Annotated in this window: 11 protein-coding genes; 5 read left to right on the top strand and 6 right to left on the bottom strand. The window is 71.6% G+C overall.

Features of this window, described 5'->3' with window-relative positions:
- Nucleotides 1–29 precede the first annotated feature (29 nt).
- Both ilvD and AXK60_RS15280 read left to right on the top strand, forming a co-directional pair.
- Nucleotides 30–1,874: a dihydroxy-acid dehydratase gene (gene ilvD / locus AXK60_RS15285; protein WP_068572208.1), complete on the top strand. Its 1,845-nt coding sequence runs from the start codon at nucleotides 30–32 to the stop codon at nucleotides 1,872–1,874.
- Between the two features lie 180 nt (nucleotides 1,875–2,054).
- A complete protein-coding gene (locus AXK60_RS15280; protein WP_068572206.1) occupies nucleotides 2,055–2,786 on the top strand; it encodes an aldehyde dehydrogenase family protein in 732 nt (243 codons plus the stop codon).
- A gap of 57 nt (nucleotides 2,787–2,843) precedes the next feature.
- On the opposite strand, the gene AXK60_RS15275 is transcribed toward AXK60_RS15280, so the two are convergent.
- Complete coding sequence (locus tag AXK60_RS15275; RefSeq protein WP_068572204.1) at nucleotides 2,844–3,980, bottom strand: DoxX family protein; 1,137 nt, start codon at nucleotides 3,978–3,980, stop codon at nucleotides 2,844–2,846.
- Nucleotides 3,981–4,058: 78 nt separating this feature from the next.
- On the opposite strand from AXK60_RS15275, the gene AXK60_RS15270 reads away from it, so the two are divergent.
- On the top strand, nucleotides 4,059–5,189 hold the full coding sequence (locus tag AXK60_RS15270; RefSeq protein ID WP_068572203.1) for a PQQ-dependent sugar dehydrogenase: 1,131 nt from the start codon (nucleotides 4,059–4,061) through the stop codon (nucleotides 5,187–5,189).
- A 44-nt stretch (nucleotides 5,190–5,233) separates the two neighbouring features.
- Here AXK60_RS15270 and gatB read toward each other — a convergent pair whose 3' ends face one another.
- The 5 genes from gatB to AXK60_RS15245 all read right to left on the bottom strand — a co-directional run bounded on the left by gatB (nucleotide 5,234) and on the right by AXK60_RS15245 (nucleotide 11,054).
- Complete coding sequence (gene gatB / locus AXK60_RS15265) at nucleotides 5,234–6,745, bottom strand: Asp-tRNA(Asn)/Glu-tRNA(Gln) amidotransferase subunit GatB (protein WP_068572202.1); 1,512 nt, start codon at nucleotides 6,743–6,745, stop codon at nucleotides 5,234–5,236.
- A 23-nt stretch (nucleotides 6,746–6,768) separates the two neighbouring features.
- Complete coding sequence (locus AXK60_RS15260; protein ID WP_068572200.1) at nucleotides 6,769–7,971, bottom strand: DUF4878 domain-containing protein; 1,203 nt, start codon at nucleotides 7,969–7,971, stop codon at nucleotides 6,769–6,771.
- 67 nt (nucleotides 7,972–8,038) lie between these two features.
- Nucleotides 8,039–9,070, bottom strand: coding sequence for an ATP-dependent 6-phosphofructokinase (locus AXK60_RS15255; RefSeq protein WP_068572861.1), 1,032 nt, complete (start codon nucleotides 9,068–9,070; stop codon nucleotides 8,039–8,041).
- 48 nt (nucleotides 9,071–9,118) lie between these two features.
- Nucleotides 9,119–9,775 (bottom strand): response regulator, encoded by a 657-nt coding sequence (locus AXK60_RS15250; RefSeq protein ID WP_068572198.1) that lies wholly within the window; start codon nucleotides 9,773–9,775, stop codon nucleotides 9,119–9,121.
- A 10-nt stretch (nucleotides 9,776–9,785) separates the two neighbouring features.
- Nucleotides 9,786–11,054: a sensor histidine kinase gene (locus AXK60_RS15245; RefSeq protein WP_068572197.1), complete on the bottom strand. Its 1,269-nt coding sequence runs from the start codon at nucleotides 11,052–11,054 to the stop codon at nucleotides 9,786–9,788.
- A gap of 112 nt (nucleotides 11,055–11,166) precedes the next feature.
- Between AXK60_RS15245 and AXK60_RS15240 the strand changes: the two genes are divergently transcribed.
- Nucleotides 11,167–11,730 (top strand): phospholipase A2 family protein, encoded by a 564-nt coding sequence (locus AXK60_RS15240; RefSeq protein ID WP_068572196.1) that lies wholly within the window; start codon nucleotides 11,167–11,169, stop codon nucleotides 11,728–11,730.
- Entirely contained in the window at nucleotides 11,727–12,923 is a 1,197-nt protein-coding gene (locus AXK60_RS15235; protein ID WP_068572194.1) for an alpha/beta-hydrolase family protein, read from the top strand. The genes AXK60_RS15240 and AXK60_RS15235 overlap by 4 nt, the downstream gene beginning before the upstream one ends.
- The last annotated feature ends 33 nt before the right edge of the window (nucleotides 12,924–12,956 follow it).

Genomic DNA, 12,956 nt, shown 5'->3' with positions numbered 1-12,956 from the left:
CGAAAGAAAAGATCCGAGGCGAGAAGCTCATGCCACCGCTCCGCTCACGCACCACCACCGTCGGACGAGAGGCGGCCGGCGCTCGCGCGCTCTGGCGCGCCACCGGAATGACCGACGACGACTTCGGCAAGCCGATCATCGCGATCGCGAACTCCTACACCCAGTTCGTGCCCGGTCACGTGCACTTGAAGAACGTCGGCGAGATCGTCGCGGAGGCGATCGTCGCGGCGGGCGGCGTCGCGAAGGAGTTCCACACCATCGCCGTGGACGACGGCATCGCGATGGGCCACGGCGGCATGCTGTACTCGCTGCCGAGCCGCGAGATCATCGCGGATTCGGTGGAGTACATGGTCAACGCGCACACCGCCGACGCGCTGGTCTGCATCTCGAACTGCGACAAGATCACTCCCGGCATGCTCAATGCCGCGATGCGCCTCAACATCCCCACCGTCTTCGTCTCCGGCGGCCCGATGGAGGCCGGGACGTCGGTCGTCATCAACGGCGTCGTGCACCCGGGCACCGATCTCATCGACGCGATGATCGCGTCCGCCGACGGCAACGTCAGCGACCAGGAGCTCCTCGAGGTCGAGCGCTCGGCGTGCCCGACGTGCGGCTCGTGTTCGGGCATGTTCACCGCCAACTCGATGAACTGCCTCACCGAGGCCCTCGGCCTGTCTCTGCCCGGCAACGGTTCGACGCTGGCGACGCAGACCGCGCGCCGCGACCTGTTCACCCGCGCGGGCGAGCTGATCGTCGACATCGCCACGAAGTACTACAAGGACGACGACGAGTCGGTCCTGCCCCGCAACGTCGCCACCCGCGAGGCCTTCGAGAACGCCATGGCGCTCGACGTCGCGATGGGCGGATCGACGAACACCGTCCTGCACATCCTGGCCGCGGCGCAGGAGGGCGAGGTGCCGTTCGACCTGCACGACATCGACCGCATCTCGCGCAGAGTCCCGTGCCTCGCGAAGGTCGCACCGAACTCGCCGAAGTACTACATGGAGCACGTGCACCGGGCCGGCGGCATCCCCGCGATCCTCGGCGAGCTCGACCGGGCGGGCCTGCTGAACCGGAACGTCCGACCGGTCCACGCGCCCTCGCTGGAGACCTACCTCGCCGACTGGGACATCCGCAGCGGCACCGCCACCGATGCGGCGATCGAGCTCTTCCACGCCGCACCCGGCGGAGTCCGCACCACCGAGCCCTTCTCCACGTCGAACCGGTGGGAGTCGCTCGACACCGACGCCGCCGACGGCTGCATCCGCGACAAGGAGCACGCCTACACGGTGGAGGGCGGCCTGTGCGTGCTGCACGGCAACATCGCGCAGAACGGCGCCGTGCTCAAGACCGCGGGCGTCGAGGAGGAGCTGTGGCACTTCCAGGGCCCCGCGCGCGTCGTCGAGAGCCAGGAGGATGCCGTGCACGCGATCCTGTCGAAGGAGCTGCAGGCCGGTGAGGTCCTGGTCATCCGCTACGAGGGCCCCGCGGGCGGCCCCGGCATGCAGGAGATGCTGCACCCCACCTCCTTCATGAAGGGCACGGGCATGGGCAAGAAGTGCGGCCTCGTCACCGACGGCCGCTTCTCCGGCGGCTCGTCGGGCCTCGTCATCGGCCACGCCTCCCCCGAGGCGGCGTCGGGCGGCAATATCGGCCTCGTCGAGAACGGCGACGAGATCCTCATCGACGTCCACTCGCGCACCCTCAAGGTCCTCGTCGACGACGAGGAGCTCGCGCGGCGCCGCGCCAAGATGGAAGCCTCCGAGCGCCCCTGGCAGCCCCAGGACCGGCAGCGCACCGTCAGCACCGCACTGCGGGCCTACGCCGCTCTGGCGACCTCCGCCGACAAGGGTGCCGTCCGGCAGGTGCCGTAAGCCCGACGTCGGACTCGAGCGCGGGGAACGCCGTTCCGAGAGCGGATTTCCTCGCGCGCGGGTCCGACGCGGGACGCGGCTGTGCTTCTTGGTGAGCAGAATCGGCGGGCTTCGCCGATCCGCCCGGGATCACACTGATCGGGTCAGTCGCTGACGGCGACTCCGATCCGGAGGACCACCATGCCCCTGCCCGCGTTCCACCATGTGATCGACGGCGCGCTCGTCGGCGAGCCCGACCGGATTTCGCGATCCCCCGCCGACGGCGCCGAGCTCGGCGCGTACGCCGACGGAGGCGCGACGGAGGCGACCGCAGCCATCGACGCGGCGCGCCGCGCCTTCGACCGTTCCGCATGGTCGCACGACCGCCACCTCCGGCACCGGGTCCTCTGCCGGATCGCGGATCGGCTCGAGGCACGGGCCGACGAGATCGCGCGAGCGCTCGCCCGGGAGAACGGGAAGCGACGGGTCGACCGGATCCTCACGGACGCCGAGCGGGACCCGGCGGTCGACGTGATCGTCCGAGGAGGACAGCGCGGGGGTCCGGACAGCGCGTTCGTGGCCCCCGCCCTGCTCGCCCCGCACCACGTCGGGCATCGGATCGTCCAGGAGGAGATCTTCGGTCCGGTGGCCACCTTCGAGACCTTCGACACCGAGGACGAGGCCGTCGCCCTCGCCAACGCGACGCAGTACGGACTCTCGGCCTCGGTGTGGTCGCGCGATGTCGACCGGCCGCCCCGGGTGGCACGGCGCGTCCGCGCGGGGACCGTGTGGATCAACGGCTGGGCGATCGTGGCGGATCAGTTCGAGGAGGGCGGATTCAACCAGAGCGGACTGGGACGTCTCAACGGGCCGGCGGCGCTCCTGGAGTTCCAGGAGGTCAAGACCTACGTCCAGTCCGTCGGCGGCTCCTGATCCCGCCGGCGCTCCGGCGCCCGCGTCACGCGGATCACCACCGGGCGGGCCTCGCCGTCAGTGCCGGGCCAGCGGGTTCGCCCCGTTGAGCAGGACCCACACGGCGACCGCGCCGGCGACGGCGACGATCAGCCAGATCACCGAACCGGCGTGTGGGCGCCGGGCCCACCCGCGGCCGAAGTCCAGCGACAGCCTGCCCGGGCCGGCGAGCAGGATCGCGACCGCAGCCAGGACGAGCATCAGCTCGTACTCGACCCCGTTCGGCGCGAAGAAGACGAAACCGTGCCCGGCGGTGGTCAGCTTGAACAGCCCCGCCGAGAGCATGACGCCGACGGCGCCCGCGGCGGCGATGGGGGTCAGCAGGCCCAGGACGAGCATCGCGCCGCCGCCCAACTCGATGACGCCGGTGCCGATCGAGAGGACCTTGGTGAACCGCTCGAAGCCCACCGACGGGTCGTTGCCGTTCTGCAGGTACCGCGCGAAGCCGTCGATGCCCGGCCCGCCCCAGATTCCGAACAGCTTCTGCACACCGTGCGCCGCGAGGATCACGCCGACGGCGACCCGCAGCACCAGCAGACCGAGGTCGGTCGTGCCGCGGCGCGCCGCCTTGCGGGCCTCGTCGAGCTCCGCGGAGGCGTCACCGACGGGCTTGCCGAACCGGCGGCCCTGAGGCGGCGCGATCTCCTCGGTCGCGGCGGTCTCCAGCGGGATGCCCTCGGCCTCGGCGCGGGCCTGCGCGGCGCGCTCGCGGCCCCGTCGGCGGTTGTAGCGCTTGCCGAACTCGTCCCGCACCTCGCTGGACAGTGCACCGGCCGGCGCGGCGTCCGGCGTACCGCTGGTGGAGATCGCCGCGGTGGCGGCGCTCGCGGCAGCGATCGCCGCCGCGAGATCGCTCGTGTCCGGCACGGCCGTCGTCGGGGCGTCGTCGCCCGACGGTGCCACCGCCTGCGGGGTGTCCTGCGCGCCGGACGCGCTCGAGGCGGCCGCAGCCGGGGTCGCTCCGGCGGGCTCGTCGCGGTAGCGCGGGAGCACCGGTCCGATGCCGGTGTCCGAGTCGTCGTGGGGATCCAGGACGAATCCGCCCGTCGGATGCCGTTCCCCGAATCGGGGCAGATCCCCTGTGGACGAGAAGTCGTACGGCGACTCGGCCGCGCTCTCGCTGGTCTCGTTCTCGATTCCGTCCTTGTCGCTCACACGCCCCACCCTAAGGGGCGCGCACGCCGCGGGCCGGGAGCGAACCGCGCCCGGAGACCGAATCGGTAGGGTGGCGGCATGAGTGAGGGGTCCCGGCGCGCACGTGTCCGCGCGCGACACGCCGTCGTACTCGCGGCGGCCGCGGCGCTGCTGGCGGGCTGTGTCGACTTCTCCGGCAGTGAGGCCGCCCCGTTCACCGGGCCGCCGACGGGCGAGGCCACGACCACCACGAAGAAACCCGGTCCCGGTCTGCCCAGTGCCGTCCCCAAGCCGCCGGGTCCGTGCATCGACCAGGATCCGATGGTCCTCGCGACCTGCCTCACCGAACCGACCTCGCTGATCACCACCGGCGATCTGGAGCACGCGTACGTGTCCGAGCGCGGCGGAACGATCACCTACACCACCACGGACCTGCCGAACCGCGAGATCCTACGGATCGGGGTGGACACCTCGGGCGACGGCGGACTGCTGTCGATCGCCCTGTCACCGTCGTACGACGAGGACCGGCTGTTCTACGCCTACGTGAGCACCCCTACCGACAACCGGATCGTGCGCGTGACGCCGGGCGACGAGCCGAAGGTGATTCTGGCCGGGATCCCGAAGGGCGCCACGGGCAATGCCGGCTCGATCATGTTCCGCGGCCGCGACCTGATCGTCGCGACCGGCAACGCGGGCGACGCGAATGCGGCACGCGACCCCGGGTCGCTCGCCGGCAAGGTGCTGCTGCTGCCCTCGCCGAACACGATCTCGCCCGTCCGGCCGAGGGTGCTCGCGAGCGACGGCGGGGTGCGGCAGTCGGTGTGCGGCTTCGCCCAGGGTGGGCCGATCTTCATCGCCGATCAGGGGCTCACGCAGGACCGGCTGCGCGTGATCACCAATCCGGGCTCGCCGGATTCGGTGGTGTGGAGCTGGCCGGACCGTCCGGGCCTGGCGGGCTGCGCCGTCGTCAAGGGCGCGGTGTTCGTCAGCGAGTCACGCGCGGGCAAGGTCGAGATGGTCCGGGTGCCGAAGGATCCGGCCACCGCCGACGGTGAGCCGATCCAGATGGTCGACCGCACCCGTTACGGCACCTTCGGGCGCCTTGCGATCGGTCCGAAGGACCTCCCGCAGGGCCTGACGACGAACAAGCCGAACCCGCAGGCCCCCACGGACGATCGGGTCGTCCTCCTCCCGATCCCCAGCGGTGAGGCCGGCGGCGGAGACGACTGACACCCGGGGCGCCCCGAGCCCCGAGGGCCCCGAGCCGCGGGCCGCTACTCGCAGGCGGCGAGCACCAGCTCGCGCACGCGCGCCGCGTCGGCCTGCCCGCGGGTGGCCTTCATGACATCGCCGACGATCTTGCCGGCAGCCTGCACCTTGCCGCTGCGGACCTTCTCGACGATGTCCGGGTTGGCGGCGAGCGCCTCGTCGACGGCCTTCTGCAGGGCGCCGTCGTCGCGCACCACCTCGAGACCACGGGCGGCGACGACCTCGTCGGGCTCGCCCTCGCCGTCGAGCACACCGACGATCACCTGCTGCGCGAGCTTGCTCGTGAGCTTGCCCTCGTCGACGAGCGCGATGACGCGCGCCACCTGGGCGGGGGTGATCGCGAGCGCGTCCAATTCCACCGAGCGGGTGTTGGCCTGCTGCGGCAGGAAGCTCCCCCACCACGAGCGGGCGGCGTCCGGGGTGGCCCCGGCGTCGACGGTCGCGATGATGGCGTCGATGGCACCCAGGTTCACCAGGTCGCGCATGACCTCGTCGGAGAGCTTCCAGTCCTCCTGGATGCGGGCGCGGCGCAGCCACGGCAGTTCCGGGATCGTGCCGCGCAGCTGCTCGACGAGCTCGGCCGCCGGGGCGACCGGGCCCAGATCGGGGTCCGGGAAGTAGCGGTAGTCGTCCGCCGTCTCCTTGGGCCGCCCGGCCGTGGTGGTGCCGTCGCCCTCCTGGAAGTGCCGGGTCTCGAGGACGACGGTGCCGCCGGCGTCGAGGACCGCTGCCTGACGGCGCATCTCGTACCGCACCGCGACCTCGACCGACCGCAGTGAGTTGACGTTCTTGGTCTCGGTGCGCGTGCCGAACTCCGTCCGCCCGACGGGCTTGAGCGAGACGTTCGAGTCGCACCGCATCGACCCCTGGTCCATCCGGACGTCGGACACGTCGAGCGAGGCGAGCAGGTCGCGGAGTGCGGTGACATAGGCGCGGGCGACCTCGGGCGCGCGCTCCCCCGCACCCTCGATGGGGCGCGAGACGATCTCGACCAGCGGGACGCCGGCGCGGTTGAAGTCGAGGAGCGAGTGCGAAGCGCCGTGGATGCGGCCGGTGGCCGAACCGATGTGCGTGGACTTGCCCGTGTCCTCCTCCATGTGCGCGCGTTCGATCTCCACGCGCCAGACGGTGCCGTCCTCGAGGGGGACGTCGAGGTAGCCGTCGTAGGCGATCGGGTCCTCGTACTGGCTGATCTGGTAGTTCTTCGGCTGGTCCGGGTAGAAGTAGTTCTTCCGCGCGAACACCGAGCTCGGCCGGATCGAGCAGTTCAGCGCCAGGCCGATGCGAATGGCCGAGCGCACCGCCTCGTCGTTGACGACCGGTAGTGCGCCCGGCATCCCCAGGCACGTGGGGCACACCTGGGTGTTGGGCTCGGCGCCGAACTCGGTGCGGCAGCCGCAGAACATCTTGGTGGCCGTGCCGAGCTCGACGTGGACCTCCATACCCATCACGGGCTCGTAGCGGGCCACGACGTCCGCGTACTCGGGGAGATCCAGTTCGGCAAGCTCGGCACTCATGCCATCAGCCTAATCTGCCCGACTCAGCGCCCGGAGACGGACACCGCGTCCAAGGTCACCGTGACCGTCGACGAGACGTACCCGGAGTCCGACCCGGTGATCGGCGCGCCGTCACGCCCGGTCGCGGTGAAGGTCCAGACCTGCGAACCGCTGAGCGAGAGCCGCCCGTCCCGGACGTCGCCGCTGAGGTCGATGTCGTTCGCGTTCGGTGCGGTCCAGGTGTAGGTGCCCTTCTCCCCGCTGAAGTCCGACTGCGGGCAGCCCGACGGGTAGCCGTCCTTGGACGCTGCGCATGCGGAGTACTTTGCGGTGATCTGCTGCCGGACCGAGGCCTTGGCCGCGTCGCTGAGGCCGAAGGCGATGGTGAAGCTGCTGCCCGAGCCGAACCGGGAGAGCCCCTTGACGGGCGCCTGGCCCTTGTTGTCGCCGACGCTGATCTTCGAGTCCTGCGGGACCAGGTTCTTGTTGGCCGAGCCGAGGTCGAGCGCGCCGGGGAAGGCGTACACGACGCCCGACGCGGGCAACGGCTTGCCGAGGATCGTGACGTTCTTCTTGTCCGAGTCGTACGAGGAGTACGGCTTGAGCTGGACCGCGGCGGTCGCGAGCTTCCAGTCGTCGCCGACCTTCTCCAGGCTCAGTTCCTCGTCGTAGGCGACCTCACCGATCGTGACGGTCAGGTGCACCGTGCCCATGTAGCCGCCGGACTCGCTGACGATCTTGAGGTCCTTGATCGGCGCGAGATCGCGCTGCTTGCGGAGGATCTCGTCGGTGAGCAGCTCGGTGGAGGCCGGCGCCTCCTTGCCGTAGCTGAGGGCCTTCTTCGCGTCACCCGCCTGGAGTGCGGCGAAGTAGGACTTGACGGTGGCGCCCGGCGAACCGGTGTCGCCGCCCCCGCCTCCGACGCTCTTGACGATGGCGATGCCGGCGATGAGCACGATCACCAGCAGCACGGCGCCGCCGCCGATCAGGGCGGGGATCAGCCAGCCGGGCCGCGGCTTCTTCGGGGCGCCCGGGCCCGGCGGGAAGCCGGGCGCTCCGGGACCCTGCAAGCCCTGGGGGCCGGGGGTCACGAAGGCGGGTTGGGCCGGGTACTGCGGGTTCGACGGTGCGCCGTACTGCGCGTTCTCGCCGGACTGCCAGGTCGGGCGCAGCTGCGTCTGCTCGTGGGGGTCGGACGGATCCTGGCCCGGGTAGCCGCCCGGGTTCGAGGGAGGATTCGGATTCATACCGGCGAGTCTGCGATCCGCCTCTTAAGGATCGCTTCAGGGAGGCCAGTGGTCTCGATCGGGAGGTTCAGCCGAAGAACTCCGCGGCGTCGTCGTAGCGTTCCCGCGGGACGCGCTTGAGCTGCTTGACGGCGTCCGCGAGTGGTACGAGCCCGATGGACGTGCCGCGCAACGACACCATCTGCCCGAACTTCCCCGCGTGCGCCGCGTCGGCGGCGTTGACGCCGTAGCGGGTGGCCAGCACCCGGTCCGCGGGCGTCGGGGTACCACCGCGCTGCACATGACCGAGGACGGTGGTGCGGACCTCCTTGCTGATCCGCTTCTCGATCTCCACCCCGAGTTGGTGCGCCACCCCGGTGAACCGTTCGTGCCCGAACTCATCGGTCCCGCCGACCCGCAGTTCCATCGTGCCCTCCGCCGGTTTGGCGCCCTCGGCGATCACCACGATGAAACTCGAATGCCCCCGCTGGAAGCGTCGTTTGATCAGCGCGCACACCTCCTCCACATCGAAGGGCACCTCCGGGATGAGCACCATGTGCGCGCCGGACGCCAGCCCGGAGTTCAGGGCGATCCAGCCGGCGTGCCGGCCCATCACCTCCACCAGCATCACCCGCTGGTGTGATTCGGCGGTCGAGTGCAACCGGTCGATGGCGTCCGTGGCGATGGTCAGGGCCGTGTCGAACCCGAAGGTGACATCGGTGCAGTCGATGTCGTTGTCGATGGTCTTCGGCACCCCCACCACCGGCACCCCCTCGTCAGCCAGCCAGGACGCCGCGGTCAGGGTGCCCTCCCCACCGATCGGGATCAGCACATCGATGCCGTTGTCATCGAGGGTCTGCCGGATCCGGTCCAAACCCGCCCGCAGGATGTCCGGATGGGTGCGGGCGGTGCCGAGCATCGTGCCGCCCTTGGTCAACAACCGATCGTTGCGGTCGTCGTTGGACAACTGAATGCGTCGGTCCTCCAACAGGCCGCGCCACCCGTCCTGGAACCCGACCACCGCCGACCCGTACCTCGAATCACTGGTGCGGACCACCGCCCGGATCACCGCGTTCAACCCCGGACAGTCACCACCACCGGTCAGCACACCGATTCGCAGACTCATGGGGCTGATCTTGCCGCGCCGACCGGTGACCTGTCAGGACAATCATCCCGGCGTGACGACGCCCGTCTCGTACGCGTAGACCACCGCCTGTGCCCGATCGCGGAGCCCGAGCTTCTGCAGGACCTTGCTGACGTGCGTCTTCACGGTCTGGTCCGACACGAACAGCGCCTCGGCGATCTCGGCATTGGACCGCCCGGCCGCGATCGCCTCGAGCACCTCCCGCTCCCGGGGCGTCAGGGTGGCGAGCTCGGGCGGGGCGGTCCGACGATGCGCTCGGGCCGCGGTGACCTCGGCGATCATCCGTCGGGTGACCGACGGTGCCAGCAGCGACTGGCCCTCGTGCACCACCCGGACGGCGCGGACCAGCTCCTCCGCGGGCGCGTCCTTGAGCATGAACCCGGACGCGCCGACCCGCAGCGCCTCGTAGACGTAGTCGTCGATGTCGAAGGTGGTGAGCATGAGCACACGGACGCCGTCGTGCCGGCGCAGGATCTCGGCAGCGGCCTCGAGCCCGTTCATCTCCGGCATGCGGACGTCCATGAGCACGACATCGGGCCGCAGCCGCGCGACCTCGGCCACCGCGGCTTTGCCGTCGGGGGCGTCCCCGATCACGGAGATGTCGGGCTGCGCGCCCAGCAGGGCACCGAAGCCCTGGCGGACCATGGCCTGATCGTCGGCGATGAAGACGGTGATGGACACCCTGGTGAGCCTAGGCCCCGTCGGGCCGCGCGGGGAGCGTGGCGCGCACGGCGAAACCCCCGCCCACCGTCGGGACCGCGGACAGCGAGCCGCCGACGGTGCGCGCCCGTTCCGCCATGCCGGGGATCCCCTGCCCGAGACCGGGGCCGCCGAGGTCGGCGTCGGAGGTGCGGGGCCCGTTCTCCACGCGCAGGTTCAGCGTGCCGGTCTCGAGGGTCAGGGCGACGGTGATCGCGGCGCCCTGGGCGTGCCGGGTCGCGTTCGCGATGGACTCCTGGACGATGCGGTAGGCGACGAGTGCGGTGGTCTCGCCGATCGCGGACGGATCGGGCAGGGGGAGGTATTCGACGACGACGCCGGCCGCGCGGGCGCCGTCGATGAGCTCGTCGACGCCGCCGAGCCCGGGGGCGGGCGCGAGCTCAGCGGAGGCGTCGTCGAGCCGCAGCACGCCGAGCAGTGCCCGGACCTCGTTGAGGGCCTCGCGGGCGGAGACGGCGATGCCGTCGAACTCGGCGCGGACCCGCTCGGAGACGTCGGGCACCCGGTACTGCGCGGTCTGTGCCTGGACCACGACGAGCGACATCCGGTGCGCGACGATGTCGTGCAGATCGCGGGCGATGCGCGTGCGCTCCTCGAGGATGGCGCGCCGACCGCGCTCGAGTTCGCTGACCTCGGTCTGCTCCTCGAGCCGGTTGCGGGACTGCAGCGCCAGCCGCAGCAGCAGGATGATCACCAGCGAGACCATGATCCCCGCGACCCATCCGCCGCCGGTGCCGTCCTGCGCGTTGATCCAGAACAGCACCGACGAGGCCGCCGCGACGGCCACGGCGTCGAGCGGCCGGCACTTGAGGAAGGCGATCCAGCTGGTGATCAGCATCGCCATGATCAGCGACACCTGCCAGCCGAACTCCCAGTCCTGCTTCGCGTCGAACCACAGGAGCGGGAAGGCCGCCGCCGTGGCGGCGACGATCCCCCACGCGGCACGCGGATGCGCCCAGGCGATCGCGATGGGCAGCACGGACAGGCCGCTGATGATCGGCAGCAGCGCCGCGGGCACGGCGAACTGCTCGTTCAGGGTGGGCCAGGCGACCGCCCACATGATGAGCGCGACCAGGAGGAACAGCCAGTTGATCTTCCGGGACAGGAAGATCCCGAGCGGCGTCGCGTGCAGCGCACCGTCGGGGGCCTTGATGTGCAGCGCGCTCTGCCGGTCCAGGTAGCGGCCGGCGCGCACCGTCGCCCGCCCGAACCGCTCGATCCTCTTCGTGGTCGTCCTCATGGAAGGCAACGCTAGGGGCAGCGCACACACGCCGTCCTCATACTTTCGGGTGAGATCGGACCACTCGCACAGCCGATCCGCCGTCCCGCCGGGCGTTCCTAGCGTCGTCGACATGACCCGCCGCATGCTCGCCGCCGCAGCCGTACTCGCCGTTCCCCTGTCCTTCGGGCTCTCCATCCCCGCCGCCGCGGAACGCACCGTTCCCGTGGAGGACGCCGCCACCGCGGCCGCGGTCCGCGCGATCGCGGACCCGACCGTCGCCGTCGCCGACCAGATCCGTTCGATCCCCGCCGGATTCGACTATGCGGCCGCCGCCGGCCCCGGCTACGCGGTCAACCCGCACGGCGAGTGCTCTTCGGTGTTGCCGCTCCCCGCCGAGTTCGACGCGCCGTGCAAGGCGCACGACCTCGGCTACGACCTGCTGCGGCACGCCGACGCGCAGGGTCGCCCCCTCGGCGGCTGGGCGCGGCGCCTGATCGACGACGCTCTCGCCCACCGGCTCTCGGCCGTCTGCGCCGATCGTCCGCTGGACCGGCGCCGCGGGTGCGCGGAGGTCGCCGGCATCACGGTGCTGGCGGTCCGCGTGAACACCTGGCGCCAACACGACGGTCCGCCCCGCGCCGAGTCCGTCGCCGAGCTCACGTCGAGCTGGCTCACCGGCGGGAGCCGGCTGTGATCGCGGCGCCGCGGCTGCGCGCGGGCGTACCCACCGGGTACGCCGTCGGGGTCGCCTGCGCGGCGTTCCCGAACCAGTTGCCGCGCGCGGTCGTCGTGCAGGTCGTGGCGTGCCTGGTGTTCGGCGCGGCCGGGGCGGTCGTCGGCTGGGCGGTCGCGAGGCGCCGCCCCGCCCCGGCGGGCTACCGCGTGGCCGGATACCTCGGCTCCTCCGCCGTCGTGGGATGGCTGCTGTGGCAGAACCACCTGCGGGCGGCCGCAGAGGTCGGGCCGGTGGGGCCGCTCGGGTTCGCGATGCTCTCGGGCGTGGTCGGGGCGGCACCGTTCGTCGTGGTCACCCTGTGGTCGGTGCGCCTGCGAGCCGCGGTGGCCGCTGTGGCGGCGATCGCTGCCGCGGCGGGGATCGCCTGGCCGGCGACGGCCCGGCCGCCCGAGGAATCCGCCTCGTACGCCCACCGTTTCGAGGACATCGACTCGCGGACGCCCGGCGTCCGCGCGTACGCGTCCCTCTCCGACGACGCCTCGCCCACGCGGCGGGCCGCGATCGCGGTCGACCGGCTCATCGCCGCAGGCGGACTGGCGCGCAGGGCGGTCGTGATCGCGGTCCCCACGGGATCCGGCTGGGTGGACCCGCATTTCGTCCGCGGCGTCGAGGAGGCGATGCGCGGCGACAGCGCGATCGTGTCCGTGCAGTACACGGAGATGCCGAGTTGGCAGTCGTTCGTGCTGCACCGCGACGCCGCCGCGGCGACGACCGCGGCACTCATCGACGAGCTGCACAGGCGCGCACCGTCGATCGCGCTCCGCGTGTACGGTCAGAGCCTGGGGGCGGTTGGCGTGGTCGCCGCGCAGCGGCGGGCCGCGGAGCTTCACGCCCCGATCGCGGCGACCCTGCAGGTGGGCACGCCGGCGGGAGTCGCGATCGCCGGCCCCGCGCAACTCAACGCCTCCGACCCGGTAGGGATCTGGTCGCCGCGGCTGCTCGTCGCGCCGCCCGGCCGCGCCGCCACCGCACCCGGCCGTGCGACACCGCGCCCGCCGTGGGTTCCGCTGCTCGGCTTCGTCCAGGCGACCGTCGACCTGCTGGGCGCCACCGCCCCGCCGCCCGGTCTGGGGCACCGCTACGACGAGCGGCAGGGATCGGAGCTGGTGAGCGGCCTCGTCCGCCCGGCGACGTTGCCCGCATCGTCTTAACCGGATATCCTTTGTCCTGGTTTAGGGAGTCGA

Origin of the sequence: Tsukamurella pseudospumae (genome assembly GCF_001575195.1) — a bacterium.
Lineage (GTDB): Bacteria > Actinomycetota > Actinomycetes > Mycobacteriales > Mycobacteriaceae > Tsukamurella > Tsukamurella pseudospumae.
This window is presented reverse-complemented; position numbering and strand designations above follow the sequence as displayed.

What these genes read in the sequence shown, in the direction of transcription:
- AXK60_RS15280 (WP_068572206.1), top strand. Translation starts at nt 2,055, where the DNA reads ATGCCCCTGCCCGCGTTCCACCATGTGATCGACGGCGCGCTCGTCGGC.
- AXK60_RS15270 (WP_068572203.1), top strand. Translation starts at nt 4,059, where the DNA reads ATGAGTGAGGGGTCCCGGCGCGCACGTGTCCGCGCGCGACACGCCGTC.
- ilvD (WP_068572208.1), top strand. Translation starts at nt 30, where the DNA reads ATGCCACCGCTCCGCTCACGCACCACCACCGTCGGACGAGAGGCGGCC.
- AXK60_RS15260 (WP_068572200.1), bottom strand. Translation starts at nt 7,971, where the DNA reads ATGAATCCGAATCCTCCCTCGAACCCGGGCGGCTACCCGGGCCAGGAT.
- AXK60_RS15245 (WP_068572197.1), bottom strand. Translation starts at nt 11,054, where the DNA reads ATGAGGACGACCACGAAGAGGATCGAGCGGTTCGGGCGGGCGACGGTG.
- gatB (WP_068572202.1), bottom strand. Translation starts at nt 6,745, where the DNA reads ATGAGTGCCGAGCTTGCCGAACTGGATCTCCCCGAGTACGCGGACGTC.
- AXK60_RS15240 (WP_068572196.1), top strand. Translation starts at nt 11,167, where the DNA reads ATGACCCGCCGCATGCTCGCCGCCGCAGCCGTACTCGCCGTTCCCCTG.